At 65.3% G+C, this 26,042-nt stretch carries 27 protein-coding genes; 7 read left to right on the forward strand and 20 right to left on the reverse strand.

What is annotated here, in order from left to right:
- Window positions 1-15 precede the first annotated feature (15 nt).
- The 3 genes from EPO41_RS25305 to EPO41_RS25315 are packed head-to-tail and all read right to left on the reverse strand — an operon-like array spanning window position 16 to window position 2,210.
- On the reverse strand, window positions 16-438 hold the full coding sequence (locus tag EPO41_RS25305; RefSeq protein ID WP_296331522.1) for a cupin domain-containing protein: 423 nt from the start codon (window positions 436-438) through the stop codon (window positions 16-18).
- 16 nt (window positions 439-454) lie between these two features.
- Complete coding sequence (locus tag EPO41_RS25310) at window positions 455-1,075, reverse strand: glutathione S-transferase (protein WP_296331524.1); 621 nt, start codon at window positions 1,073-1,075, stop codon at window positions 455-457.
- A gap of 31 nt (window positions 1,076-1,106) precedes the next feature.
- The gene (locus tag EPO41_RS25315) at window positions 1,107-2,210 is read right to left on the reverse strand and encodes a malate/lactate/ureidoglycolate dehydrogenase (RefSeq protein ID WP_296331527.1); all 1,104 of its coding nucleotides are present in this window, start codon (window positions 2,208-2,210) and stop codon (window positions 1,107-1,109) included.
- A gap of 214 nt (window positions 2,211-2,424) precedes the next feature.
- Here EPO41_RS25315 and EPO41_RS25320 point away from each other — a divergent pair, with 214 nt between their 5' ends.
- Both EPO41_RS25320 and EPO41_RS25325 read left to right on the forward strand, forming a co-directional pair.
- Window positions 2,425-4,869, forward strand: a complete 2,445-nt coding sequence (locus EPO41_RS25320; RefSeq protein ID WP_296331530.1) for a DUF3772 domain-containing protein — start codon at window positions 2,425-2,427, stop codon at window positions 4,867-4,869.
- Window positions 4,850-5,908, forward strand: a complete 1,059-nt coding sequence (locus tag EPO41_RS25325; protein WP_296331531.1) for an alpha/beta hydrolase — start codon at window positions 4,850-4,852, stop codon at window positions 5,906-5,908. The genes EPO41_RS25320 and EPO41_RS25325 overlap by 20 nt, the downstream gene beginning before the upstream one ends.
- A gap of 147 nt (window positions 5,909-6,055) precedes the next feature.
- Here the strand turns inward: EPO41_RS25325 and EPO41_RS25330 are convergent, their stop codons facing one another.
- The 6 genes from EPO41_RS25330 to EPO41_RS25355 are packed head-to-tail and all read right to left on the reverse strand — an operon-like array spanning window position 6,056 to window position 10,589.
- Complete coding sequence (locus EPO41_RS25330; protein ID WP_296331533.1) at window positions 6,056-6,580, reverse strand: UGSC family (seleno)protein; 525 nt, start codon at window positions 6,578-6,580, stop codon at window positions 6,056-6,058.
- Window positions 6,581-6,593: 13 nt separating this feature from the next.
- Complete coding sequence (locus tag EPO41_RS25335; RefSeq protein WP_296331535.1) at window positions 6,594-7,670, reverse strand: thioredoxin; 1,077 nt, start codon at window positions 7,668-7,670, stop codon at window positions 6,594-6,596.
- 33 nt (window positions 7,671-7,703) lie between these two features.
- A complete protein-coding gene (locus EPO41_RS25340; RefSeq protein WP_296331538.1) occupies window positions 7,704-8,036 on the reverse strand; it encodes a thioredoxin family protein in 333 nt (110 codons plus the stop codon).
- Window positions 8,029-9,000 (reverse strand): alpha/beta fold hydrolase, encoded by a 972-nt coding sequence (locus EPO41_RS25345; RefSeq protein WP_296331539.1) that lies wholly within the window; start codon window positions 8,998-9,000, stop codon window positions 8,029-8,031. Before EPO41_RS25345 ends, EPO41_RS25340 begins: the two co-directional genes overlap by 8 nt.
- A gap of 9 nt (window positions 9,001-9,009) precedes the next feature.
- Window positions 9,010-9,933: a fatty acid desaturase gene (locus EPO41_RS25350; RefSeq protein WP_296331541.1), complete on the reverse strand. Its 924-nt coding sequence runs from the start codon at window positions 9,931-9,933 to the stop codon at window positions 9,010-9,012.
- Window positions 9,915-10,589 carry an MSMEG_1061 family FMN-dependent PPOX-type flavoprotein gene (locus EPO41_RS25355; RefSeq protein WP_296331544.1) on the reverse strand — a complete coding sequence of 225 codons (675 nt, stop codon included), beginning with the start codon at window positions 10,587-10,589 and terminating at the stop codon, window positions 9,915-9,917. Before EPO41_RS25355 ends, EPO41_RS25350 begins: the two co-directional genes overlap by 19 nt.
- 109 nt (window positions 10,590-10,698) lie before the next feature.
- Between EPO41_RS25355 and EPO41_RS25360 the strand changes: the two genes are divergently transcribed.
- Entirely contained in the window at window positions 10,699-11,022 is a 324-nt protein-coding gene (locus tag EPO41_RS25360) for a hypothetical protein (RefSeq protein WP_296331546.1), read from the forward strand.
- A gap of 6 nt (window positions 11,023-11,028) precedes the next feature.
- On the forward strand, window positions 11,029-11,331 hold the full coding sequence (locus EPO41_RS25365; protein ID WP_296331548.1) for a hypothetical protein: 303 nt from the start codon (window positions 11,029-11,031) through the stop codon (window positions 11,329-11,331).
- A gap of 146 nt (window positions 11,332-11,477) precedes the next feature.
- On the opposite strand, the gene EPO41_RS25370 is transcribed toward EPO41_RS25365, so the two are convergent.
- Window positions 11,478-12,371 carry a hydrogen peroxide-inducible genes activator gene (locus tag EPO41_RS25370; protein ID WP_296331550.1) on the reverse strand — a complete coding sequence of 298 codons (894 nt, stop codon included), beginning with the start codon at window positions 12,369-12,371 and terminating at the stop codon, window positions 11,478-11,480.
- Window positions 12,372-12,483: 112 nt separating this feature from the next.
- Here EPO41_RS25370 and ahpC point away from each other — a divergent pair, with 112 nt between their 5' ends.
- Together ahpC and ahpF are read left to right on the forward strand one after the other, a co-directional pair.
- Window positions 12,484-13,053, forward strand: a complete 570-nt coding sequence (gene ahpC / locus EPO41_RS25375; protein WP_296331552.1) for an alkyl hydroperoxide reductase subunit C — start codon at window positions 12,484-12,486, stop codon at window positions 13,051-13,053.
- 71 nt (window positions 13,054-13,124) lie between these two features.
- Window positions 13,125-14,705, forward strand: coding sequence for an alkyl hydroperoxide reductase subunit F (gene ahpF / locus EPO41_RS25380; RefSeq protein ID WP_296331554.1), 1,581 nt, complete (start codon window positions 13,125-13,127; stop codon window positions 14,703-14,705).
- Window positions 14,706-14,855: 150 nt separating this feature from the next.
- Here the strand turns inward: ahpF and EPO41_RS25385 are convergent, their stop codons facing one another.
- A complete protein-coding gene (locus EPO41_RS25385) occupies window positions 14,856-15,284 on the reverse strand; it encodes a DUF2442 domain-containing protein (RefSeq protein ID WP_296331556.1) in 429 nt (142 codons plus the stop codon).
- Window positions 15,285-15,361: 77 nt separating this feature from the next.
- Window positions 15,362-15,784 (reverse strand): nuclear transport factor 2 family protein, encoded by a 423-nt coding sequence (locus tag EPO41_RS25390; RefSeq protein WP_296331558.1) that lies wholly within the window; start codon window positions 15,782-15,784, stop codon window positions 15,362-15,364.
- 295 nt (window positions 15,785-16,079) lie between these two features.
- Between EPO41_RS25390 and EPO41_RS25395 the strand changes: the two genes are divergently transcribed.
- On the forward strand, window positions 16,080-16,427 hold the full coding sequence (locus EPO41_RS25395; protein WP_296331560.1) for a hypothetical protein: 348 nt from the start codon (window positions 16,080-16,082) through the stop codon (window positions 16,425-16,427).
- 355 nt (window positions 16,428-16,782) lie between these two features.
- Here the strand turns inward: EPO41_RS25395 and EPO41_RS25400 are convergent, their stop codons facing one another.
- The 8 genes from EPO41_RS25400 to EPO41_RS25435 form a co-directional block, all read right to left on the reverse strand.
- Window positions 16,783-20,079, reverse strand: coding sequence for an N-6 DNA methylase (locus tag EPO41_RS25400; protein ID WP_296331562.1), 3,297 nt, complete (start codon window positions 20,077-20,079; stop codon window positions 16,783-16,785).
- Window positions 20,080-20,233: 154 nt separating this feature from the next.
- On the reverse strand, window positions 20,234-21,505 hold the full coding sequence (gene ccmI, locus EPO41_RS25405) for a c-type cytochrome biogenesis protein CcmI (RefSeq protein WP_296331564.1): 1,272 nt from the start codon (window positions 21,503-21,505) through the stop codon (window positions 20,234-20,236).
- Between the two features lie 7 nt (window positions 21,506-21,512).
- Window positions 21,513-21,968 carry a cytochrome c-type biogenesis protein gene (locus tag EPO41_RS25410; RefSeq protein ID WP_296331566.1) on the reverse strand — a complete coding sequence of 152 codons (456 nt, stop codon included), beginning with the start codon at window positions 21,966-21,968 and terminating at the stop codon, window positions 21,513-21,515.
- 149 nt (window positions 21,969-22,117) lie between these two features.
- Window positions 22,118-22,657: a DsbE family thiol:disulfide interchange protein gene (locus EPO41_RS25415; RefSeq protein ID WP_296331567.1), complete on the reverse strand. Its 540-nt coding sequence runs from the start codon at window positions 22,655-22,657 to the stop codon at window positions 22,118-22,120.
- On the reverse strand, window positions 22,658-24,604 hold the full coding sequence (locus EPO41_RS25420; RefSeq protein ID WP_296331569.1) for a heme lyase CcmF/NrfE family subunit: 1,947 nt from the start codon (window positions 24,602-24,604) through the stop codon (window positions 22,658-22,660).
- Window positions 24,605-24,743: 139 nt separating this feature from the next.
- On the reverse strand, window positions 24,744-25,178 hold the full coding sequence (ccmE, locus tag EPO41_RS25425) for a cytochrome c maturation protein CcmE (RefSeq protein ID WP_296331571.1): 435 nt from the start codon (window positions 25,176-25,178) through the stop codon (window positions 24,744-24,746).
- Window positions 25,175-25,315: a heme exporter protein CcmD gene (ccmD, locus tag EPO41_RS25430; protein WP_296331573.1), complete on the reverse strand. Its 141-nt coding sequence runs from the start codon at window positions 25,313-25,315 to the stop codon at window positions 25,175-25,177. Before ccmD ends, ccmE begins: the two co-directional genes overlap by 4 nt.
- Window positions 25,312-26,031 carry a heme ABC transporter permease gene (locus tag EPO41_RS25435; protein WP_296331576.1) on the reverse strand — a complete coding sequence of 240 codons (720 nt, stop codon included), beginning with the start codon at window positions 26,029-26,031 and terminating at the stop codon, window positions 25,312-25,314. Before EPO41_RS25435 ends, ccmD begins: the two co-directional genes overlap by 4 nt.
- Between the last annotated feature and the right edge of the window lie 11 nt (window positions 26,032-26,042).

The raw sequence follows: 26,042 nt of genomic DNA on the forward strand, positions 1-26,042 counted from the left end.
GCGCGCTCCATTGCACTATGCGCCCGGCCGCCAGCCGGGCGGAGCGAGTTCGAAGCCGGCGAAGTCGAAGGCCGGCGCCACGGTGCAGCCGACCAGGGTCCAGTGGCCGAGCGAGCGGGCGGCCTGCCAGACGCCGCGCGGCACGACGATCTGCGGCGTCTCGCCCAGACCGAAGTCGCGGCCCAGGCGCAGACGCCGGGCGGTGCGGCCATCGTCGCTCATCGCGACCTCGAGTGGTGCGCCGTCATAGTGGTGCCAGACCTCATCGGCATCGACCCGGTGCCAATGCGAGCGCTCACCGGCCTTCAACAGGAAGAAGATCGCCGTGCTGGCGCCGCGCCCGTCCTGTCCGGCGGGTGCGCGGAACGTCTCGCGGTAGTGACCACCCTCGGGATGCGGCTGCAGGCCGAGGCGGGCGATGATCTCGTCAGCAGTCATGGAGGCGGTCATGACATCAGGCCGGCGGCGGAACGGTCGCCTTCATCGACGGCAGCTTGGCGAAGGCGGTGAACCACTTGGTGAGCTTCGGCCGCTTCGCGCGCCAGTCATGGTGGCCGAAGCGGAAGTCGAGATAGCCCAGGGCGCAGCCGATCGAGACGGTGCCGATGGTCGGCTTGCCCTTGAGGGCCTTCGATTCGGCTTCCAACTGGTCGAGCACGCCGTCGATCTTCTTCATCTGGCCCTTCGACCAGTCGGGCCAGCGCTTCTCCTCCGGCCGCAGGAAGCTCTCATAGCGCGCGAGCAGCGCGGCATCGAGCAGGCCGTCGGCCATGGCCTGCTGGCGCAGCGCCATCCAGCGCTCGCGGCCCTTGCGCGGGAACAGCTTGCGGCCCTTGTGCTGGCTGTCGAGATACTCGCAGATCACGGGCGAGTCGAAGAGATCCATGTTCTTGGTCGACAAGGCCGGGATCTTGCCGATCGGATTGTGCTTGTCGACGTCGGCGTTGGGCGCGACCGGCGTCAGCGCGACGTTCACCATGTCCATCTTCTTGTCGAGGCCGGCCTCGATCGCCACCACCCTGACCTTGCGGGCATAGGGCGACGACGGCGAGTAATAGAGCTTCATCTTGGCCATGGTCCGTCTCTCCTGTCGTCTTCCGGTCGCGTCAGGCGCCGGCCATCTGCGGGATATCCGTGTCGTTCAAGCGCACCTTGCGGGCCGTATCGACGAGCTGCTGCCAGGTCGTGGTGTCGATCGGCACGCCGTTCTTCTCGCGGTCGAGCTTGCGCGCCCGCTCGGGCTCGCCCGGCACCAGCACCTCGGCGACGCCGGGTTGCGGCCTTGCCGATTTCACCCAGCCGATGAAGTTGTCGACCTCGTCCTCGAAGAAGGCCGTGCCGCCCATCGAGTCGGGATCGATGATGATCGACAGCATGTTGTTGATGATGTCGGTGCCGTCCTTCTTGATCGTGCGCGGACTATGCGTGCGGCCGCCGGTCAGTGCGCCGGCCAGCAGGTCGCAGATCACCGCAAGGCCGCCGCCCTTGTGCAGGCCGAACGGCAGGATGGCGCCGTAGGGAGGATTGTACATCACGCCCGGTTCGGTGGTCGGATTGCCGGCGGCGTCGATCAGGAGGCCTTCCTCCATCTGGATCTTCTTGTTGTTGGCAACCCTCACCTTGCCCATCGCCACCTGGCTGGTCGCGAAGTCGAGCACGATCGGCTCCTGCCCCTTGCGCGGAATGGCCGTGCAGTAGGGATTGGTCGTGAAGCGCGCCTCGGCACCGCCGAACGGCGCGACCAGCGACTTGTGGCCGTGCACGTTCACCCAATGGGTGCTGACCATGCCGGCGCGCGCGCATTGCTCGCCCCAGTGACCGATCCGGCCGATGTGATGGGAGTTCTTCAGGCCGACGACGCAGACGCCGTGCTTCTTCGCGCGCTCGATGCCGATGTCCATCGCCTCCTTGGCGATGACCTGGCCGTAGCCGGCGCCACCCTCGACCACGATCACCGCGCCGTTGTCGCGATCGATCGTGGCGTGATGGTTGCGCTTGCAGGCACCGTTGATCGTATTCTGGATGTAGCTCGGCATCATGCCGACGCCGTGGCTGTCATGGCCGAACAGGTTGGCGAGGACGAGATGGTCGGCGACGAGCCTGGCTTCCTCGGCGGAGCTGCCGTCGGCCCGGCAGATCGCCATGGTGAAATCGTGGAGGCGATCGGGCTTGATACGAACTTCGCCAACAGAACCTTGGCCCTCGGCCATACCCTGATCTCCCCTTTACATTTCGGGCGGCAAGGTTCCGCGTCGTCACGGCGCTGTCAACGACGAAGCGATGACGGTCGGGAGCGCCCACCGAAGGGCGCCCTGATTTCGCCGCTCTGCGCGGCCAGACACGGTCAGCGGCGTGGCCCGGTCCGGGCCGCCCGTGGTAGTGACCGTCAAAGCCCTTTCTTCGTTTCCGGGAATCGCGCACCGAATGCGATCTCTAGCCCGCCTCGCATTGTTCGTGCTGCTGTTCGCAAGCGTCGCAGCCTCGGCCCAGACCGTCCCGCCGCCGCAACGACCGTTCGGCCAGCTGGTCGAGCTGTGGGGCCGGCAGCTCGACCGCATCGCTGCCCGTACCGAGCAGGCCGACCTGCTGCCGGTCGAGATCGACGGATTGCGCGAACAGACGACCGATGTGCGCACGGCTGCGATGGCCGCCGCCGCTTTCGCCCGCAACGACCTGGCCGACACCAAGAAGCTCCTGGCCCCGCTCGACCTGAAGCCCGGCACCGACGCGCCACCGGAGACCGATGCCGTGAAGGCGGAGCGAGAGAGGCTGACCGAACAGGCCACGATCGCCGAGAGCCGGGTCAAGCAATGCGAGGTGGTGATCGCCCGCGCCGACCAGCTGCTGGAACGCCTGACCAAGGTGCGCGGCCAGCTGGTGCTGCAAACCCTGCTGCGCCGCGATCCGTCTCCGCTCTCGCCCCGCGTCTGGAACAAGATCGGCCCGCAGTTCGTCGCATCGATGAAGACATTGACCGGTGCGATGGCGAAGTGGAGCCATGAGGGCTTCCTCACCCTGAGCTCCGGCAGTCCCGAACTGGTACCGCTCGGCCTGTGGGCCGCGCTCACGATCGTTCTATGGTGGGTCGGGCGCGCGCTGCGCCGACGCTTCGGCCGCGGCGGCACGCACATCGACGCACGGCACGACCAGACAATCATCGGCGCCATCGACGGGCTCGGCCTCGTCCTCGTGCCCATCCTGGCGGTATGGCTGATCGGGAAGCTCCTGCTGGCGAGCAATCCGCCGGCGCCGATCGACGCGCTGATCCCCGAGGCCGTTGGCCGCCTCATTCTGCTCCTGCTGGTGTTCGGCATGACCGCCGCGGGCCTGTCGCCGGCGCGTCCCGAGTGGCGCGCCCTGCCGTTCAGCGACGAAAGCGCCCACTACCTGTCCCGGGCGTTGCGGCGACTATACTCGATCAGCCTGCCGCTCGAATTCGTCTACCTCGCGCTCAGCCGCGGCGAGGGTCGCGACGCGGTCGCCTCGGTCGGCGCCGTCGTGCTGACCGCCGTCGTGGCCGTGCTCAGCCTGCCGACCCTGTCGAACCGCGCCTGGCACGCCGTCCGCCCCGAGGGATCCGAACTGCCCCCGATGATCGGCGGGACCTGGTGGGCGGTCGCGCGCCTGCTGCTGGTCCTCGCCGTCCTGTCGTCGATCGTCTGTGCGCTGATCGGCTATGCGACCCTGGGCGCGCATCTGCATACGGCGATTTCGACGACCTGCCTGCTGGTCGCGATCGCCTTCCTGCTTCACAAGCTGGCGGCCGATCTGCTGGACGCCGCCGCCGCCCCGGGTTCACCCTCCGGCGCCTTCGTGCGGCATGCGTTCGGCCTGCCCGCGGACAGCACATTGCGGGGCCAGTACCTGGTGCTGCTGCTGTTCGACGCAGCTCTGGTCCTGCTGCTGGGGATCGCCATTCCGGCAGCCTGGAACGTCGATACCGATGCGATGATCGACGGGCTGAGCCAGCTCGTCCGTGGCGTGAAGGTGGGCGGCGTCACCATCTCGCTCGGCAATGTCGGCATGGCGATCGTGGCATTCTTCGTCTGCATGCTGCTGGCGCGCCTGGTGCGCGGCATCGTGCGCGATCGCGTGATGCCGACCGTCGACGCGCCGATGCCGTTGCGCCAGTCGATCGATGCCGGCCTCAACTACGCCGGCGTGATGATCGCCATACTGGTGGGGATCGGGGCGCTGGGTGTCGATTTCACCAATCTCGCCATCGTCCTGGGCGCGCTGTCGGTCGGTATCGGCCTCGGCTTGCAGAACATCGCCAACAACGTGATCTCCGGCGTCATCCTGCTGGTCGAACGGCCGATCAAGGCGGGCGACTGGGTGATGGTGAGCGGCCACGAGGGCTTCGTGCGACGGATCAACATCCGCGCGACCGAAATCGAGACGTTCCAACGCACGCACGTCATCGTGCCCAACAGCATGTTCCTGCAGAATCCGGTCGTGAACCGCACCTATTCCGACACGTCGAGCCGCATCGAGATCACGCTCACCGTGCCGGTCGGCTCGGACGTCGACGCCATGGAGGCGATCCTGCGCGAGGCGGCGCTGGCGCATGCGCGCGTTCTGCGCATCCCTCCGCCGATCGTGCGCTTCGTCAAGGTCGGTTCCGATGGTCTCCAGTTCGAGCTGTTCGTGTTCGTCGCCCGGCTCGAGGACCGGCTGATCGTGACCAACGACCTCAACCGCGCCATCCTGGCCAAACTGATCGGCCAGAAGATCCTCGATCCCAGCGCGGTGCCGGAGATCCGGCTGCGCGGCCTCGACAAGATGAATTTCTCCCTGCACGCCGACCCTTCACCAGATACGAAGGGAAGCCCCACCGACAGGCCGGGCGATGCCCCCGCGGCGTCGTAGGGACGAGGCGCCGCGCCGGCGCTGGCCGCTCTACGCGCTGTTCGGGGCGGCGGTGCTCGCGGGCGTGGCGATGTGGGCCTACGCGCCGTCGCTGCCGCCCGAGAGCCTGATCGCACGCTATGCCAACGACCGTTCGCGCTTCGTCGATGTCGGCGGCGTCAACGCCCATGTCCGCGAGCAGGGCAATCCCGACGGTGTGCCCATCGTGCTGATCCACGGCTCGAACGGTTCGCTGCACGTGTGGGAGGGCTGGGCGCGCGAACTGGGCCGGGATGCGCGGGTCATTTCGGTCGACCTGCCGGGCCATGGCCTGACCGGCGCCTGGCCGCGGGACGAATATACGGTCGAAGCCTATGCCGACTTCATCGAAGTGTTGATCGACACATTGCACCTCGACAAGGTCGTCGTGGCCGGCCATTCGCTGGGCGCCGCCGTCGCCTGGACCTTCGCGGCGACGCGACCCGATCGCGTCATCCAGCTCGTTCTGGTCGATGCTGCCGGCTATCCGCGGCAGGGCGGCGAGGCGCCGCTGCCGACCCGCCTGGCCCGCACGCCGCTCTTCGGAGACGTCGGCATCTACTTCAAGCCGGAAGGCCTGGTTCGCCGGTCGCTCACCGAAGCCTATGCCGATCCGGCGATGGTGACGCCCGAGCGGGTCAGGCGTTACGCCGAGCTGCAGCGCTTCCCCGGCAACCGCGAGGCGACCCTGCAGCGCGCACGCACGCAGGAACCGCTCGATCCCACGCCGCTCAGGCGCATGGACGTGCCGACCCTGATCATCTGGGGCGCCAAGGACCGCTGGGTGCCGGTCGCCGATGCGTTCCGCTTCCAGGAGGACATCAAGGGCGCCAAGCTCGAGATTTTCGAGAATCTCGGCCACAACCCGATGGAGGAGGCGCCGCGCGCGACCGCCGCCGTCGTCGCGGCCTTCATCGCCAACGCCCCGCTGCCACCGCAGACGGCGGCGCCAGTGGAATCCGATGCCGACGCGACCGTCGACGAGACCGTCCAGCCCGCCGTAGTCCCGGAAAAGGATTAGCAAAAGACCCCGTCGTCTCGACCGAAGCCTCGCGCAACGAGGCGGAGCGGAGAGACCTTCTCTCGACGATTTGCCAACAATTGGTTGAGAGAAGGTCTCTCCGCTCCGCACCTTCGGTGCTTCGGTCGAGACGACGGGGTTTTCTATCTACGGACTCTTGAGCAGCGCCATCACTTGCCCGAACGCGCGGTCGGCGATTTCGTCGATCTCCGCCCTGGTGCGGTTCTGGATCGGATGAGGGACGTAGACGACCGCCGGCTCGAAGCCCAGCGCATCGCTTTGCGCGGTGACGCCGTCCACGAATTCGGTGGTCACGATGTTGACGCCGGGAAGCCCGCGTCCGTCGAGATTATGAAGGTCGTGCAGACTGCACGATGTGCAGGAGCCTCAATCGCTTAAGGCGATCACCGCAAGCTGCGCTTCGGCCGCGATGGTCTGCATCACCGAAGCCGGCGCGACCTTGGTGTTGGTGGGCTTGCGGTAGCGCTTCGTGGCCACGCCGGCCGACTTGAAGTGGCCTTCGAGCCGGTCGAGGAACACCGCGCCCCCCGACTTGCCGATATCCATCAGCGCCACGACCTTGCCGTCGAGCGAGGGCGGCGGCGCGAGCCGGGGGCGGCGCGTCGGCGAGGTCTCGGCCGTTGGATCGCGCAGCTTGCTCGAATAATTCATCGATCTACGTCCTTCAGCGGATCTCGTGGGTGACGGCCTGGCATTCCTCGCGCACGCGCTGTCCGGGCCAGCCGCCGATAATGGCGGAGAATAGACCGGCGGGACCGCCGGCGCGAACGATCAGCAGACCGTCAGGCGGAAACTTGTCGACCATCTTGTCGGCCATCGACGCAGGCAGCCCTTCCGGCACGCCCTGCGCGCCGTGGATCAGGTCGCGGCCGGGACGCTTCAGGGCCTGGAAGAGCTCGTCCTCGATTCGCCGGCGGTTCCAGCCGCCCTCCGTGAAGATCCCGTAATGCTCGGGCGAAAGCACCAGCACGGCGTTCCCCGAATCGCAGAGCTTGGGATGGCCGACCCCGAACAGGGCCATGGCCAGCGAACGCGTCAGCTCCTCCGGCGTGCGCGACTTCTGGTCGATGAAGCCGTGCACGCCCTCGGCATGGAACAAGGTGACGGCGCTCTTGCCGGCGGCGATGCCGCGGCGTTGCGCCAGCGGCTCCCAGTCCGGATCGGATTCGTCCTCGGCGAAGCAGAACGTGTACTTGCCGGGATTGCCCAAGGTGGCGCGGTCCATGCCACCGGGCAGGCCGCCGCCGACATTGCGCACGATGAGCTGCAGCGCCCGGCCGATCGTGGCATTGGCGCGATTGCCCTGGCCCAGCGCATTGATGCCGGAGTTCATGCCGACGGCCTTCGCTGCCGGTCCGTTGATGATGACCAGCGGGCCCGAGAAATGCGTCGTGCAGAGCAGCCCGTGCAGCACGAACAGGGGATCGAGTGCTGCCTCCAGCACGCCCAGCACGACCGGCATGTATTCCGGCTTGCAGCCCGCCATCACCGCGTTGATCGCCACCTTCTCGACCGTGCAGGGCGCGAGGTTGGGCGGGATCAGGCCGACGATCTCGTCGGGCTTGCGGTCGGTGCCGCCCAGCATGCGCAGGATGCGCTCGTCGGTCGGCGGCACGACGGGCAGGCCGTCGCTCCAGCCGCGTTCGAAGCAGGCCTCGATGGGATCGTCCCATTCTCCCACCGGAATCTCGCGCGACGCGAGGCCGGGATCGCCGTAGCGCGCGATCAGCGCCTCCTGCACGCCGGGCTCGACGCTGCGCGAACCGCAGCCGGGCTACCAGGCCGGCAGCCCCTCGCCTGCAGCCGCTTCGCCGGCGAGGCGCGTCCATTCGGCGCGATCCCAGCCCACGGTGCGGCCGACCTCGCGCCCGCCCTCGAAGCGGATCAGGGTCGGCACGGCCTCAATGTTGAGATGGAAGGAGCGTTCGAGCTGCTGGTCGTCCAGCACGCGGCCGACGCCCGAGGGAAAGGCCGGATCGTCCTGGGTGATGACGGTGAGCGGGCCCGCTTTGTCGAGGCGCTGCATCACCGGCTCGACCAGCACGCAGGTATGGCACTCGTGCTTGGCAACGATCACCAGCCCGTCCGCGGGCAGTACTTCAATCATTCAGCAGAGCCTCCACCTGGGCATCGATGAACGCGGCATCCTCGGGATTGTCGCGCGGGTTGCCGGCGCGATGACCCCATACGGACGGGATCTCGACCAGCTTTCCATACTTCAGATGTGGCAACTCTTCCCTGTTGTCGTCGGTCTGGAAATAGAGATCTGTCGCCGACGGCATCAGCAGCACCCTGGCCTTGATGCCGGCCAGCGCCATCTGAAGGTCGCCGCGATAGAGATCGTTGGCCGAGATGTCGCCGTGCTGCCAGGTCCACAGTTGGGCCAGCAGGTCGCGCATGTCGCGGCGCAGGAAGTTCGCCTCCCAGGAGCGCACCAGGAAATCCTCGAGGCTCGCGAAGCCCAGGCCGCGCCACATCTCGCGGCGATAGAAGGTCTGGCTGAGCGCCCAGCCGGCATAGATGCGGCCCATCGCGCGCAATCCCTGTTGCGGCGTCGCGGCGGCCTGCAGCGTGGTGCGGATGCCTTCGAGGAAGACGAAATTGTGCGGCGCGGTCTTCGCCGAGCCGCAGTTGACGACGATGCGCTCCACCGCCTCGCCGAACAGCGCGCCCCAATGATAGGCCTGCTGCGCGCCCATCGACCAGCCATAGACCAGCTTCAAGTGGTCGATGCCGAACAGCTCCACCAGCATCTGCCGCTGCAGCATGACATTGTCGTAGGTCGTGACCTCGGGGAAGTCCGGCGTGTTGGACGGCGACGAGGACAGGCCGTTCGTCAGCATGTTGGGGATGACGATGAAGTAGCGGCTGGGATCGAGGCAGTGCCGCACGTCGACCAGCCATTCGATGTCGGTGTGATGGGCACCGTAGCTGGTCGGGTAGAGGATGACGTTGTCGCGCCTGGGCGACAGCGTGCCGTAGGTCTTCCACACGATGCGGGCCTGCTTCAGGGTGCCGCCGCGCTGCAGCCGGACATTGTCGGCCGACCAGGTTCCTTCGTTCGTCCGCATTATCCGACCTTAGCCGAAGCTGCGGATGATCTCTGCATGTGTCTGGGTATAGGTCCTCGCCACGTATTTGAGGTGCGGCCGCAGATGCCGGTGCGCCTCGGGCAGGTGATGGAACGGGATGTTCGGCAGCAGGTGATGCTCGGCATGGTAGGGCAGGTTCCACATCAGGAAGCGCACGATGGGATTGGAGATCGTCGTGCGCGTGTTGGCGAACCCGTCGTCGCTGTTGGGACAGAGCGTATGCTCGGTCAGGAGATAGAGCCGCAGCAGGGGCAGGCCGATCAGCAGCGGGAAGAACCAGACCCAGAGCAGCACGTCGGTCCTGAGCAGGATCGAGCCCACGATCAGCACCGCATAGAAGGCGAGCAGCCAGCGGCCCCAGCGCCGCACCTCGGGCCATGCGGAATCGTGGATATAGGTCACGTCGCCCCGGAAGCCGAAGGGGAACAGGAAGATGTCGCGCACCCGGATCATCAGGAACGGGATCGCGCTGATGCGGAAGAGGTAGCTGCGCCACCCGGTCGGCGTGACCGAGGTGATCAGCTCGGGGTCGCGATCGGGATCCTGCGTGTAGCGGTGATGGGCGAGGTGATAGTGCCGGTAGAAGCCGGCATTGTTCAGGATCGCCGCGCCCGAGAAGAAGGCCAGCAGATCGGCCATCCAGCGCGTCTTGAACGATCCGTAATGCACCGACTCGTGCATCGCGCCGAACAACGCGTTGATGAAGATGCCCTGCAGCAGCAGCGCCGGCAGCACCCACCAGGTGCCGCGCGTTTCGAGCACCAGCCAGCCACCGAGCACCAGCAGCGCGAGATGCGCGCCTGTCTGGATCAGGCCCTTGGTGTCGTCGCGGGCATAGAGGCGCTTCAGCACCTCCGCCGGCACCACCCGCATCTGGCGGGCGCGCTGGCCGGTTACTGTATAGGTGCCCACAGTCCCTCCTTGTATGCGTGTTCGGTGGCGGCCTCGCGCTTCTTCTTCTCCTCTTCGCTGAGGCCGATCTGGTCGCCGACCATGCGCGAGATCGAGGGGAAGGTGCCCTTGGGCTGGACATAGTCCGGCGACCACAGGCGCGAACGCAGCAGCGCCTTGGCGCAGTGCAGGTAGGCCTGGCGCACCGAAACCACGATGGCGCATTTCGGCGCCTTGCCCTGCACCGCCATCGACTCGAGCAGCGCCGGATCGACCGAGAGCCGCGCCGTGCCCGCCACCCGCACCGTCTCGTTGACGCCCGGCAGCAGGAAGATCAGCGCGACTTCGGGGTTCTCCAGGAGATTGCGCAGCGTATCGAGCCGGTTGTTGCCCGGCCGGTCGGCCAGCGCGATCGTCTTCTCGTCGAGCACCTTGAACGAGCCCGGCGGATCGCCGCGCGGGGTGACGTCCTGCTTGCCGGACGCATCGGCCGTCGAGATCAGGCAGATCGGCGACAGGCCGATGAAGCGGCCCATATGCGCATCGATCCGACCGATATCCTTGACCGCGGCGGTCACGCTGACCGGCGCATAGGAGGCGACCAGCGCCCGCGCGCCCGCATCGTCGAGCAGCGCCGGTTCCGTCGGGGGAGCCGAAAGGGGCATTGAATCGGGCATTCTGTAGACCTCCGGAATTTGCAAGGCAGGGTAGCAGCCACCCCCCTGCGGCGAAACCATCTGGCCCAAGGAGTCGTTGGTTCTCCAGCCACAGCAAAAGGAGGACCAGATGAGCGATTATGATCCCAACCTGGGCCCGGGCCGCTTCGGATACGATCCCAAGGACCCCTACCGTGCGCCCCATGACGGTCGCCCGGGCTATATCCTGCTGGCCGCGCTGGCCGGCGTCGCCCTGGTGGGCGGCTTCCTGTATTTCGGCAACCCGCAGAATAGCGCCGGCCCCGAGCAGGCGCAGGCCCCGGCCCCGATCGAGCGGACCGTGACCGATAGGCCGGCAGCAACCCCGGATGCCGATCGTCCGGCGGCCGTTCCGCTCCCCGCGAACCCGGCCAGCCCGGCTCCGGCGACCTCGCCAGCGGCGCCGCAGGAGTAAGGGGCGATGAGCGATTATGACCCCAAGCTCAACAAACCCGCTTACGACGACGTGGCTTTCGAGCCGCACCCGCCGAGCCGAGGACTCTATCTGGTGGTGGGCGTGGTGGCCGCGATCGTGGCGGCGGCAGGCCTGATGTTCTTCTCGGGCGATCGCCCCGGCGGGAATGAACTGGCCCGCAATCCGGATCCGGCGGCGATCGACGCGCAGACGAACGCGACGCGGACGCCGGCCGTTCCCCGGGTCGCGCCGATCCCGGCCACGCCGACGCCCGAACCGGTCACCCCGGCTCCGAGCCAGCAGCCGTAACGGCGGCAGCGCCTGGACAAAAAAATAGCCCGACCGCGAGATCCGCGGTCGGGCGCACAGGCCTTTATTCTCTGCATTCCTCACGTAGCACAGCCCGCTGTGGGAGCTGGCGAGTCAATCCTGCAGAGCTGGCCTGCTATTCTTCATTACATCGTGAGTTCAACCTTCAGCGCCTCGCCGAGCGCGCGGAAGGTTTCGGAACGTGCGGACGAACGCCGCCAGGCGAGACCGATGCGGCGGTGCGGGACCGCGCCGGCCCTCACCATGTCGAGGGGCCGCACCGTCACGTCGAGGCCGCGCAGGATGCCGGCGTCGAGCGCCATCTGCGGCATCAAGGTGACGCCCAGCCCGTTCGCCACCATCTGCGCCAGCGTATGCAGGCTGGTGCCGTTGAAGCCGGCATTGCGCCGCGCGCCCTCCAGCTCGCAGGCCGCCAGCGCCTGGTCGCGCAGGCAGTGCCCGTCCTCCAGCAGCAGCAGGTTCTCGTCGGCGATGTTGGATGCGGGCACGTGGCCGGCCGGCTGGACGATCGAGAACCGGTCCTCGCCGAGATCCATCACTTCGAGGTCGCCCAGCGCATAGGGCAGCGCCAGCAGAACGGCGTCGAGAGCGCCCGAGTCCAGCCGCTCCAGCAGACGTGCGGTCTGGTCTTCCCGCAGGTAGAGCTGCAGCTTGGGGAAGTTCTCGCGCAGGCGCGGCATGGCGCGCGGCAGCAGGAACGGGCCGATCGTGGGGATGACGCCGAGATGCAGCGGCCCCGACAGCGGATCGCGTGACGCCTGGGCCAGGTCCACGAGATCCTCGGCGCCCTTGAGCAGGCTGCGGGCGCGGTCGGCGACCTTCCGCCCCAGCGCCGTCGGCACGACCGAGCGCTTGGTGCGCTCCAGCAGCGGGGCGCCCAGCAAGTCTTCGAGTTCTTGGATGCTGGCGCTCAAGGTGGACTGGCTGACGGTGCAGGCCGCCGCCGCCTGCCCGAAATGACAGCGATCGACCACCGCCACCAGGTAGCGGAGCTGTCGCAGTGTCGGGGTAGGTTTCATCGGGGGCATATAATCGCTTTTACCGATTATTCAATTCGGTATTTTGCGCTTTAAACGATCTTAGAATGCCCCTAAGTAACGGTTGCCAAGAGTTAACCAAGGAGTTTCAAGCGTGTCCCTCATCAACACCGAGATCAAGCCGTTCAAGGCCACCGCCTTCCAGAAGGGCAAGTTCATCGACGTGACCGACGCCGACCTGAAGGGCAAGGGCAAGTGGTCGGTCGTGTTCTTCTACCCGGCCGACTTCACCTTCGTGTGCCCGACCGAGCTCGAGGATCTGGCGACGAACTACGCCGAGTTCAAGAAGCTGGGCGTCGAGATCTACAGCGTCTCGACCGACACGCACTTCAGCCACAAGGCGTGGCACGACACGTCGGAAGCCATCAAGAAGATCGAGTACGTCATGGTCGGCGACCCGACCGGCACGATCACCCGCAACTTCGGCGTGATGATCGAGGAAGCGGGCCTGGCCGATCGCGGCACCTTCGTGGTCGACCCGGACGGCAAGATCCAGATCGTCGAGATCACCGCCGGCGGCATCGGCCGCGACGCCCAGGAGCTGCTGCGCAAGGTCAAGGCGGCCCAGTACGTCGCCGCCCATCCGGGCGAAGTCTGCCCGGCCGCCTGGAAGGAAGGCGAGAAGACCCTCGCCCCCAGCCTCGACCTGGTCGGCAAGATCTAACCAAAGGGCGGAGGGGCCTCATCGGAGGTCCCTCCACTCCGCTTCGATACATTTCAGTAGGAGTACCTCCCATGTTGGACGCCAACCTCAAGACGCAGTTGAAGGGCTATCTCGAGCGCCTGACCTTGCCGGTCGAGCTGGTGGCGTCGCTCGACGGTTCGGCCAAGTCGGCCGAGCTGAAGGAGCTGCTGCAGGAGATCGCGAGTCTCTCGGACAAGGTGACGTTCGCCGAGGCCGACGAGGACATGCGCAAGCCCTCCTTCGCCATCGTGCGCGCGGGCACCGACATCTCGGTCCGCTTCGCCGGCATCCCGATGGGCCATGAATTCACCTCGCTGGTGCTGGCGCTGCTGCAGGTCGGTGGCCACCCGAGCAAGGAGGCGCAGGACACGATCGAGCGCGTCAAGAACCTCGACGGCGACTACACGTTCGAGACCTATTTCTCGCTCTCGTGCCAGAACTGCCCCGACGTGGTGCAGGCGCTGAACCTGATGAGCGTGCTGAACCCGCGCATCCGCCATACCGCGATCGACGGCGCCCTGTTCCAGGACGAGGTCGAGAAGCGCGGCGTGATGGCCGTCCCGTCGATCTTCCTGAACAGCCTGCCGTTCGGCCAGGGCCGCATGAGCCTGGAGCAGATCCTGGCCAAGCTCGACACCGGCGCCGGCGAACGCGCGGCCGAGGAGATCGCGGCCAAGAAGCCCTACGACGTGCTGGTGGTCGGCGGCGGCCCCGCCGGTGCCGCTGCAGCCATCTACGCCGCGCGAAAAGGCATCCGCACCGGCATCGCCGCCGAGCGCTTCGGCGGCCAGGTGCTGGACACGATGGGCATCGAGAACTTCATCTCGGTCTCGCACACCGAGGGCCCGAAGATGGCGGCGGCACTGGCCGCGCACGTCAAGGACTACGAGGTCGACGTGATGGACCTGCAGACCGCCACCAAGCTGATCCCGGCCGCGACGCCGGGCGGCCTGGCCACGGTAGAGCTGCAGAACGGCGCGACGCTCAAGGCCAAGACGATCGTCCTCTCGCCCGGCGCGCGCTGGAGGCAGATGAACGTCCCCGGCGAGGCCGAGTATCGCAACAAGGGCGTGGCCTACTGCCCGCACTGCGACGGCCCGCTGTTCAAGGGCAAGCGGGTGGCGGTGATCGGCGGCGGCAATTCCGGCGTCGAGGCGGCGATCGACCTCGCGGGCCTGGTGAGCCACGTCACGCTGATCGAGTTCGACGGCCAGCTGCGCGCCGACGCCGTGCTGCAGGCCAAGCTCAACTCGCTGCCCAACGCCACGGTGATCGTCTCGGCGCAGACCACCGAGGTGCACGGCGACGGCGCCCGGGTGACAGGCCTCGCCTACAAGGACCGCGCCACAGGCGAGCAGAAGACGATCGAGCTCGAGGGCATCTTCGTGCAGATCGGCCTGGTGCCCAACACCGAGTGGCTGAAGGGCGCGATCGCCTTGAGCCCGCGCGGCGAGATCGAGGTCGACGCCCGCGGCCAGACCTCGGTCCCCGGCGTCTTCGCCGCCGGCGACGCCACGACCGTGCCCTACAAGCAGATCGTCATCGCCATGGGCGAGGGCGCCAAGGCCGCCCTCTCGGCCTTCGACCACCTGATCCGCAGCACCCCGGTCGAGGTGAAGGAAGCCGCTTAGAAGGGCCGGACGGTGGACGCCTGCGTCTGGCGCATGCGTCCACCATTCGCTCATGACGTTGAGCCAAATCCGCTTTTTTCAGTTCATTTGTTTCGTTTATTTCGGTTATTTCGTTTGTTCGCCAGAAAATCCAGCAATTTCAACGGCCCGCTAGGCCACCCGCCGCGGGCGGCCGCCCTTGCGGCCGTTGGCACGGGCGGCGGCGGCCTTGGCCTTGGATTTCGTCTGGCCGGCGCGGCGTGCCAGCTCCGACAGCATCCAGGCGCGGGTCCCGAACACGCCCATCAGCAGGCCGGGCACGGTGAAATCGGCATCGAGCGCGGGCCAGTGCAGCCCATGGCCGGCGCCGAGGATCTCGATCTCGGCCAGCTCCGCGTCGGTCGCCTGCGCCAGCCCCTGCAGCGAGCGCGCCGGAAAGACGAAGCTGCAGCCGTTGGTCAGATCGACCACGACCCGGCCGGTCCGCCGTTCATAGTGCGCGCGCTCGGCCTGCGGCTCGCTCACGGCCCGGTGCCGACCGCGCGCCAGGGCGCGGTCGATTTCGCGATCCATCTCGGCCTTCGATCGATCACCGACCATCCCGAGCTTTCCCGTTCCCCGACGCCCCGTGATTGGACTTAGTGTAGCACATCGGACGGCCACCGGCGCGTGCTGCCTCACCCCGGCATCTTGTCGATGAAGCCGACCACGGACTCGAGCCGGCCGTCCGGCGCCAGAGTGCAGAAACCGACGCCCTCGACGACCGAGGGCCCGCCGGCCGGACCCAGCGACCAGGTGAAGCGCAGATAGCGCGCCCCTGCACCGCCGGAGGGGCCGCCCGGGGAACCGCCCGGGGAGCCACCGTGCGTGTCGATCTTCGAGGTGCGCGCGAGCACGAAGCCCGGGAACTTCGCCTGCACGCCCGCCAGCATGGCATCGATCCCGGCCGGCCCGTCGCCCGCCATCACCGGATCGCGATAGATCCCCGTCTCGGTCCAGGCCGCGGCAAGGCCGGCGCGGCGGCGCGCGGGATCGGTCTCGTTCCAGGTGGCGACGTAGGCCTCGACGACGGCGTCCGGCGTGGCGGTGGGATGGGACATGGCTTCCTCCTGCGGATGGTTGATCCACGCGGGAGATAGGCCGGCACAGGCGATGCGGCGATTGTCTGGGAGGTAATGAGGCTGGAACAAAGCTTCCTTGTTAGTGTCCCAATTTGATGAGTGAGCCGAACCGGATTTCCCACATGCTGGCCTTTTCCTCGTCATCTTCGATAAGAACGAGTCTCCTTGGGAGCTTATTCAATTTAGTGCATTCGCCCGGTAAAAATCATTGCCAATCCGCCTTCAGAACCAAAGACTGCCAAAGCTTTCGATCGACAGAACACAGGATCAGCCAATGAAACCGATGATCACACGGGTTCACGCGGGCACCCGCACGGACACCACGCTAGATCTGGAGATCCACCTGCAGAATCACGAGGTCATCAATCTCCATCTTAACGCAGAGGGCGCTGCCGCAATCATTGCGGCGATAGTTGAGCACTGCCCGCCTGATCCGACGCGCTCGGTCGGTTTTCCTTGTTATGGCTTCGCGACAACCCCCTCTGTCGAGGGAGACACAGTTCTAGGTTTCCAGCTTTCCGCAAACCGCTACCCGATAGCGATCAGGGTTCCTCAAGAGAAGCTACTTGAGGTGCGCGCCGGCATTGCGAAATGGGAAACCCAGCGACCCGGCAGAGCATGACTGGGTTTCAACTGGAAGGGAAAGGCGCGCGACATCAGGATCAGACCCTGCTGCCTAAGATCTGACGCCAATCGGGACGTTGCCACTTGCTTGCATCGCTTGCTGCCAACCGTGGGCATTTGCGTTGGTGGCAATCCGGCGACGCCACGACTGCGCCCTACAAGCAGATCGTCACCGCCATGGACGAGGGCGCGAAGGCCGCGCTGTCGGAGTGCGGCCACCTCATCCATAGTACGCCGGTCAATGCCAAGCACTTCAAGTGCACCCGAATGGGAAAGCCACACAATGGTGAGCCTTCCATTGAAATAGCCTTGAAAACGCCCTCACCCTTAAGCAACCGGCCCACCAACCAATCTCACTCTTCGTCAGCGAGTTCCTGACTGGCGCGTAGATCACTAAATCTTTCCCAAGCGCGAGCTATTTCTTGCAACCCTTCAAGCCCCAAGCCCCACAAAGGCACAACCGCCTTATCCAACGCGTCTTGCAGTGATTGGCCCATGTCACCTCGCCTCGCGGCCTGATGACAATCCTTCGAAGCCATCACAATATTTTTGTGCACGCTGTTACTTGCCATAAATCGCGGGAGTTTAATGAACTCAGTTACATGAGTGCTCTTTCCGGTGTTCGTCGTATAGGCAGCGATAGCGAGCCGACACGGCGTACTCATAAGTACGCCACAGACATAGTGCGCCTCATCGGCGGACTTCGTTGGAACAAACATGACATGGTGCTCAGGGCATACTTCTCCAGACACAACAGCAGCCTGAATTGTTAGGCCCATGTCACGCCACACCACTTTGTGGGTATCCAGAGTGCGAGGCCCAATATTATACATAGTATAAAAGGGATCCGTTTGCTTAAAATATCGCTGGAATAACTTCCGTCCGCGTAGTGTGCCTCGCTTCTTGGTTTTGGAATCTCCCTCAAATAGCTTCAAATAAGCATATAGTTTAGGCGCTTCCTTCTTTAATTTAGATTCGGAAATGCCGATCTTAGAGATCGCATCTTGAACAAAAAGAATCTCTAATGACGGGACCGCCTGCCAAGGCTTGATATCTCGTCCCCGAAGCAGTGGCTTAACATACCTGCTCTCGATTGCTTTCTGAACATGCTCAACTTTAATTTTTCCGATGTCGTGGAGATTCTCGATGATGCTGATCTCACCACGTTTCTCTAGCGTTCTTACCCAATAGACACCGTTCAATCCTCCGGTGTTGGCACCCTCCAGGGCTTCGTACAAACCCTTTCCTAGAATCTGTCGGATGGCCTTTGATGCAGCCTTGGGCAAAGACAACCATGGCGACCGCTCGTTTCCATCGATCGGCGCTGCCTCCATCGAAATCCGCTGGGTAAACTTGAGGACTTCCGAAAGCTCTCGATCTTGTGAAATTCTTGCGGGCCCAGTCCAGAGCTTATAAGGAACCGGATACGCAAATCGCCGCGAAGTTTTCTCCGCAACAAAGGTAGCCGTGGCGTTAGAGGCGCCGTCGAAAACTTGGATTCGACTCAAGTCCTCTATCTCGATTGGCTTAATGTAAGTCCGAACATTGTCGATATCGAAATTAAAGCGCCGAAAGCCATCGCCTGCGCCTTTCGTCTTAAAGATGGATTGAGTAATTACGAAACCTAGCCGGCCGCCGAGTCTTAAATAGCGTTCCATACATACGTAGACGAAGAGCATGGATAAGTCCTTTTTCCCACCTCCATGTCTTCCCGCTGCGCCATCGAGCGTGAGCAAATTGTACCGATTCCAAATCGTCTTAAGTTCTTCTCGATAGTCATTCGGCAAGCTTTCCCAATTTACCCATGGCGGATTCCCGAGAATAAGATCAAACCGATCCAACAACAGAGGGGCAAAAGCATTCTTTATGATGCGCGCCCAAATACCATCCTGACCGGCGTTGTTCAGTTTTGTGAGGATACCGAAAAGTGCAGCGTGCTCTTTAAGGTCGGCAACGGCAAACTTTTCCGTTTTGCATCGATCGAGAAATTCCGCCGGTGAGTATGCGTTACTGACACACTCTTCCAACAACTCCGTGTAAGCACGAAGCTTTCGCCAATCTCCAGTGACTTCCGCCGGAATGATAAACTCGGCAACCGAAGTTCGCAGGCGCCGCTGCCGCTGAAACAACGAGCCATACTCGGATGGTGTCGCAATCGAATCACAGAGATAAACAGGGAGCTCGACCTCGCCGAGGTACTTGAGCAAATCGCGTACAGCCAACAAGTAATTTACTCTGGCCGCCATAACTGCGAGCGGATTCAGATCGAAACCCACGATATTCGCTAAGACGCGGCGGGCAAACTCGCTCTCGTCAAAACCGCAATCATGGCGATGTTCCTCGAACCATATTTTGCACCGGTTTATAGCTTCAACGAGAAAGGTGCCAGATCCACAACCGGGATCGAGGACTCTTATTGCTGGATCTCCGCTAAACCCAACCTTGTTTATTAGTCGAGTCGCGAGCCAATCTGGAGTGTAATATTCGCCTAGATCATGGCGCACAGTTCGGGGGAACAGCTGTTGATATAGGTGCTTGAGGAGATCTCGATTTTCATGATGATCGACGCTCAAGGTCGCCGGATCGTACTCTATAAGGATTTCTGCGATTTTACGAACGACTGCAGCTACATCATCATTCCACGCGGCGAGATACCAAGAGAAGAGATCGCCTTCTAGAAAATTTGTGATCCCTAACTCTGTCCAGATACCACCTTGCTCCAGACGCTGCATGAGGCCATGCAGCTTCGCGGAGGATGATGAGGCGGCGCATTGCCGAACAATTGATGTTCCCAATGGTGTAAACGTAGCTGCAATCTCTGCAGCCAAAAATTTCATTACAATCGCATAGTAACTTTGAAGCGAGAAAAGTAGTTGGGCCGCTTTAGGGTTATCAATCCCATAGCTTTCAGCAAGGGCTGTAATCTTGTCGTTTTCCGAACTTACATCGTAGCCACAGACCTCACCGAAAAGCACTGTCCACTGATGGAAAAAGACTTTTGCTTTTGGTGACTTAGTGACAATTAGAGTGTTGTAAAGTGCGCGGACACCGCTTTGGGCCTTTTGGCTTGTGTTTCCGAAATCGCGGACTAGGTTCTCGGCCGTAAACGAGTGCCCACGTGCGCCGAGTGAAAGAACAGCACGCAGGAGTCGGCGCATCGATATTGGTGAGACTGGCATCGGCGTTTCGACATCGAACTCGCCGCCGCGGCTTCTGGAAAAAATGACATAACGCCCGTCGATTCCTACTCCCAAGACCTTTTCAATAGGTATAGACTCACTGGCAACAAAGTCTTCGAACCTACCTCTGAGCTGCTTGATAGCCGCCTTGCTTCCGCGTCCTTTTCCAGTCGAATCCAATCGATCGGCGCCGCTCGGATTCTTGTATTCTACGATTAAGCCACCGTACTTAGAGTCAATGCGGCCACCGGCTAAGCCGTACTCATGTCGCGCTCGCAGGTTGAGATTTGCTTGCGTTGCGAACAGATCTATTCGAGTAGCAACAGCGATTCGAACATCTTCTTCCGACGCATGTCCGGTAAGTAGGCTCGCGAGATTGGCACTGAGTGCTTCTGCGTGGGCGCTAACCAATCCCTCAACGTCGAGTGCCCCGCCGGTGTCGTCGCTATTCATTTTATCTTTGCGCTGCAAGCAAAATGCGCAGCCCCCTTGTCCGATGGTGACTTAATCACGCGAGCACTCTTGTAGCAATCGTGCGTTGTAAAGCTCCGTTGATTAATGAGGAAGCTCGCGATGAATCAAGAATCGATCAATGCGCTTTCGATACATCTCATCACCTGCGACCTCACCCCCCCGCCGCCTTGATCCTCTCCTCCAGCATCCCACGGATCGGCGCATCCGCCGGCAGCAGGGCCAACAGCGTCTTCCAGCGCTGCAGCGCCGCCGGCTTGTTGCCCGCGGCTTCGGCGGCGACGCCCAGGTAGAACAGGGCCAGCGCGTTGCGCGGCTCGGCCTTCTCCAGCCGCTCCAGCACGGCCACGGCCTGCGGCGACGGCACGGCGCCGGGTGCGAGCTGGCGCACATGCGCCTCGGCCCAGTCGGCCAGGATGGGCGCGTCGACGGGGGCCAGCGTGTCGGCGCGGGCGTAGGCGTCGGCGGCGTTGGCGTTCTCGCCCAGCACCTTCCAGGCATTGGCCAGGCGCAGCCAGCCGGCGCGGTCCTGCGGCGCGTCGGCGAGGCGCGCGGCCAGCCCCTCGACCATGGTGCGGATCGCCTGCTGGCGCTGCTCCGGCGTGAGCTGGGCCATCGCCTCCTGCTGCTCGCGGCTGGGCTGCGGCGTGGTGGATTGCGGTGTCTGGGTTGGCGGCACTTCGATGCCTGCTGCTTTTGAGACGCGCGCGATCTCGGCGCGCAGCATCGGCAGCCAGGGCGCGTCGGTTGGGCTCTTGGCCTCCAGGTCGCGCCAGCGGGCGATCGCGGCCTTCGACTCGCCGCTCTGCGCCTCGTGCAGGCCGAGATAGTAGAGGATGCGCGCATCGTCGGGCCGCGTCTTGAGCGCCCGCTGCAGCGCCTCGAGCGCTGGTTGCGTGACGGTGCCGCCGGCCTCCAGGGTCAGGCCTTCGCCCAAAGCGGCCAGCGCGTCGGCATCGTTGGGGTCCTGCGCCAGGCGGGCGCGCGCCTCGGCCAGCAGGCCAGCGATATCCATCTGGCGCGACGGGGCGGGCTGTTCGGCGCCCCTCTCCGCAAACGGCGCGGCGGGCAGGCCGGGGCGGCCGACCTGGAGGTAGAGGCCGAGCGCCAGCAGCGGCACGAAGAGCGAGAGCGCCGGCGGCAGCCACTTCTGCACCGCGTCGGAGGCGCGTGCGGTTTTGGGGCTGGTGGCGGCGGCGTCGCCGGCGGCCAGCATGCGGCGCTCGATCTCGGTGCGGGCGGCGGCGGCCTCGGCAGTGGGGAGCGTGCCGGCGGCGCGCTCGCGCTCCAGCTCGGCCAGCTGGTCGCGGTAGATCGCCAGTTCGCCCGAGAGACGGTCGCGCGCCGGCAGACGCATCCGCATCAGCGGCCAGAGCAGGGCGGCGACGGTCGCGGTGGTGAGCAGCGCCAGCAGGAATTCGAGCATGGCTGCGTCAGCCCTTCAGGAGCGCGTCGAGGCGGCGGCGCTCCTCCTCGTCGAGCGGTTTGGGCGCGACGATGGGCGTGGCGCGGCGGCGGCGCGCGGCGAGCAGGAGTGCGGCACCGGCGACCAGCAGCACGAGCGGCGCGCCCAGCCACAGGATCAGCGTGCCGGCCTTGAAGGGCGGCTTCAGCAGCACGTAGTCGCCGTAGCGCGCGACCATGTAGGCGAAGACGTCGCCGTCGCTGTCGCCGGCGGTCAGCCGCTCGCGCACGGCGCGGCGCATGTCGCGCGCCACCTCGGCCGAGGAATCGTCGATCGACTGGTTCTGGCAGACGACGCAGCGCAACGAACGGCCGATCTCGCGGGCGCGCGCTTCGAGCGCGGGGTCGGGCAGGATCTCGGACGGCTCGACGGCGAGGGCGGGGAGCGCGAAGAGCAGCGCGAGGAGGCAGAGCAGGCCTCTCAACCAAACCCTCCGTCGTCCTGAGCGGAGCGAAGCGCAGTCGAAGGACCTGTCTTCCGTTCGACCGCCCGTGCGCCGGAAAAGAGGTCCTTCGACTGCGCCACCCTTCGGGTGGCTTCGCTCAGGACGACGGAGGGGGCGGTGTGCGCCGATCACTTCACCGCCCCCTTGAGAAACGGCAGGATCGTCTCGTTCAGGTCGCGTTCGGTGATGGGCCCGCGATAATGCCGCCGCACGATGCCGGCGCCGTCGATCAGGTAGGTCTCGGGCACGCCGCTCAGCCCCCAGTCGAGGCCGGTCTTGCCGTCGAGGTCGAGGCCCGCGAGTTTGAACGGATCGCCCAGCTTCTTCAGCCAGGCGGTCGCGTCGTCGCGCTTGTTCTTCCAGGCGATGCCCACGATGGTTGCGCCCTCGCGTTCGCGGAGCCGCGTGAACAGCGGATGCTCGGCGAGGCAGGGCGTGCACCAGCTCGCGAAGAAATTGACGATCACCGGCTTGCCGGTGCGCAAGGATTCATCGGTCAGCGGCGGCTCGCCCGGGCGCAGCGCCGGCAGGTCGAGTTTCGGCGCCGGCCGGCCCACCACCACCGAGCCGATCGAGGCGGGGTCGCGGCCGCTGGTCAGCGACCAGGCGAAGAAGCCCGCCATCAGCGCCAGGGTCAGCAGCGGCAGGATGAAGAGGAGGCGGCGCATCTATTCGGCCGGCTGTAGTGCGGGTTTGCGCGACGGCGCACCGATGCGCAGCCGCCGGTCCGACAGCGAGACGAAGCCGCCCAGCGCGCACAGCGCCGCGCCCAGCCAGATCCACGGCGCCAGCGGGTTGAGATAGAGGCGGATCACCCAGCCCTGCTGCGGGTTGCCCTCGCCCAGGGTGGCGTAGAAGTCGCGCAGCAGGTTGGTCTGGATCGCGGTCTCGGCGACCTGGCGGCGCTGCACGGTGAACAGGCGCCGCTCGGGCTGCAGCACCGTGTAGGGCTTGCCACCGACGCTGACGTTCAAGGTCGCGCGCTCGGCGATGTAGTTGGGGCCGCGCACCTCGTCCATGCGCTCGAGCAGCACCGAGTAGCCGGCGAAATCGACCCGGTCGCCGGGCTTCATCGTGTGCATCAGCTCGGTGTTCCACGAGGAGGTCGCGACCGAGCCCAGCACGACGACGCCGAGCGCCGCGTGGCTGATGACCATGCCCAGGGTCGAGCGCGGGATGGTGCGCAGGGTGCCGCTGCGCACGCGGTCGGAGAGCGACGCGAGGCTGCCGACGATCAGCCAGACGCCGAAGCCGAAGGCCAGCGCCGCCAAGGTCGAGCGGCTGTCGATCATCGTCATCGCGACGACGATGGCGGCCAGCGAGACGACCAGCGCGATCCGCAATCTCATGAGGGCGGGCCACAGCTCGGCGCGCTTCCAGCCGAGGAACGGGCCGACGCAGAGCGCGGCGAACAGCGGCGCGCAGAGTGGCACGAAGGTGGCGTTGAAGAACGGAGGCCCGACCGAGACCTTGTTGCCGGTCAGCAGGTCGAGGAACAGCGGATAGAGCGTGCCCAGCAGCACCGTGGCGGCGAGCGTGCAGAGCAGGAGATTGTTCAGGATCAGCGCGCCCTCGCGGCTGACCGGCTGGAACAGGCCACCGCCCTGCAGCTGCGGCGCGCGCCAGGCGTAGAGCGCGAGGCCGCCGCCGGTGACGAACAGCAGGAACGCGAGGATGAACATGCCGCGCGCCGGATCCTGCGCGAAGGCATGCACGGAGGTCAGCACGCCCGAGCGCACCAGGAAGGTGCCGAGCAGCGACAGCGAGAAGGCGAGGAGCGCCAGCAGCACGGTCCAGCTCTTCAGCGCGTCGCGCTTCTCGACCACGATGGCCGAATGCAGCAGCGCGGTGCCGGCCAGCCACGGCATCAGCGAGGCGTTCTCGACGGGATCCCAGAACCAGAAGCCGCCCCAGCCCAGGATGTAATAGGCCCACCACGATCCGAGCGCGATGCCGAGGGTCAGGAAGCACCAGGCCGCCAGCGCCCACGGCCGCACCCAGCGCGCCCACGCGGCATCCACGCGGCCTTCGAGCAGCGCCGCGATGGCGAAGGCATAGGTCACCGAGAAGCCGACATAGCCCAGGTAGAGCAGCGGCGGATGGAAGGCGAGGCCGGGATCCTGCAAGAGCGGATTGAGCCCGTTGCCGTCGGGCGGCGCCGGAAACACGCGCTGGAACGGGTTGGAGGTGAAGAGCAGGAAGGCCAGGAACCCGACGCCGATCAGCGCCTGGATCGCCAGCACGCGGCTGCGCAACGTGTCGGGCAGGTTGTTGCCGAAGATCGCGACCGCCGCGCCGAACAGCGCAAGGATCAGCGCCCACAGCAGCATCGACCCCTCGTGGTTCCCCCACACGCCGCTGATCTTGTAGAGCAGCGGCTTGGCCGAATGCGAATTGTCGACGACGTTGAGGACGGAGAAGTCGGACGTGACATAGGCCTGCGTCAGCGCGCCGAACGCCAGCAGCACGAGGAAGGCCTGCGTCAGCGCGGCGGTGCGGCCGAGGGCCATCAGTCTGAGATCACCACGCGATGCGCCGACGAGCGGCAGGGTCCCCTGCACGAGCGCAACCGCGAGCGCCAAGATTAAAGCAAAATGACCCAGCTCTGGAATCACGACACCCTCCCCCCGTCGTCCTGAGCGGAGCGCAGCGTAGTCGAAGGACCTCTCTTCTCTTCGACACAGCGTGCGCCGGAAGAGAGGTCCTTCGACTGCGCCGCCCTGCGGGCGGCTTCGCTCAGGACGACGGAGGGAGTCACTTCTTGTCTTTCCATTGCCCCGACTCTTTGATCGCCTTCGCGACCTCCGGCGGCATGTAGTTCTCGTCGTGCTTGGCCAGGATCTCGCGCGCGGTGAAGACGCCGTCCGGCCCGATCGAGCCCTCGGCGATCACGCCCTGTCCCTCGCGGAACAGGTCGGGCAAAATCCCGCGATAGACGACCTTCACCGTCTTGTGCGTGTCGGTGACGGTGAAGCGCACGGTCTGCCCGTCCTTCTGCACGCTGCCCTGCTCCACGAGGCCGCCCAGCCGGAAGCGGCGGTCCGGGCCGATGCTCTTCTCGGCGACCTGGGTCGGCGAATAGAAGAAGACGAGATTGTCGTTCAGCGCCGTGAGCACGAGCGCAGCGGCGACGCCGAGCGCGCTCAGCGATCCCAGCAGCAGCCAGAGGCGGCGGCGCTTCGGGGTCATCGGCGCTTCTCCAGGCCGCGCGCCGCCAGCTCGCGCCGTATCTTCCGGCGCGCGCCCAGCGAGGCGATCACCAGCCCGCCGAGGATCACGGCGGCGACGAGCCAGGAGCCGAGGATATAGGCCGCGTGGTTGCTCATGCCGCAGCCTCGGCATTCTCGAGACGGCGGCGGTCGATCTCGGTCTCGGTGCGCAGCAGCACCAGCCAGACGAACAGGAACAGCAGCGAGACCGCCATCCAGAGCAGCGGCACCAGGATCGAATTGTGGATCGCCGGCGCGTCGAGCCGCGTGATCGAGGCCGGCTGGTGCAGCGTGTTCCACCAGTCGACCGAGAACTTGATGATCGGCAGGTTGATCACGCCGATCAGCGCCAGGATCGCGGCCGCACGATCGCCGCGCTCGGGCGAATCGTAGGCGCGGCTCAGCGCAATGTGGCCGAGATAGAGGAAGAACAGCAGCAGCATCGAGGTGAGCCGCGCGTCCCACACCCAGTAGGTGCCCCACATCGGCCGGCCCCACAGCGAGCCGGTGAGCAGGCACACCGCCGCGAAGCTGGCGCCCACCGGCGCCGCCGCCCGCGCCATCAGGGCCGCCAGCGGATGGCGCCAGACCAGCAGCGAGGCACCGAGCGCAGCCAGCAGCGCGTAGCCGCCCATCGACAGCCAGGCCGACGGCACGTGCAGGAACATGATCCGCACCGTCTTGCCCTGCTGGTAGTCCTCGGGCGCCACGAAGAAGGCCATGTAGGCGCCGACCGCCAGCATCAGCACCGTGGCGAAGCCGAGGCCCGGCAGCACCCGCTGGCTGAAGCGGCGGAAACGTGCAGGATTGGCGAGAAAATGCAGGTCGGCCATCGGCCCCATCC

This window comes from Reyranella sp., from assembly GCF_004297265.1.
Taxonomy (GTDB): Bacteria; Pseudomonadota; Alphaproteobacteria; order Reyranellales; family Reyranellaceae; genus Reyranella.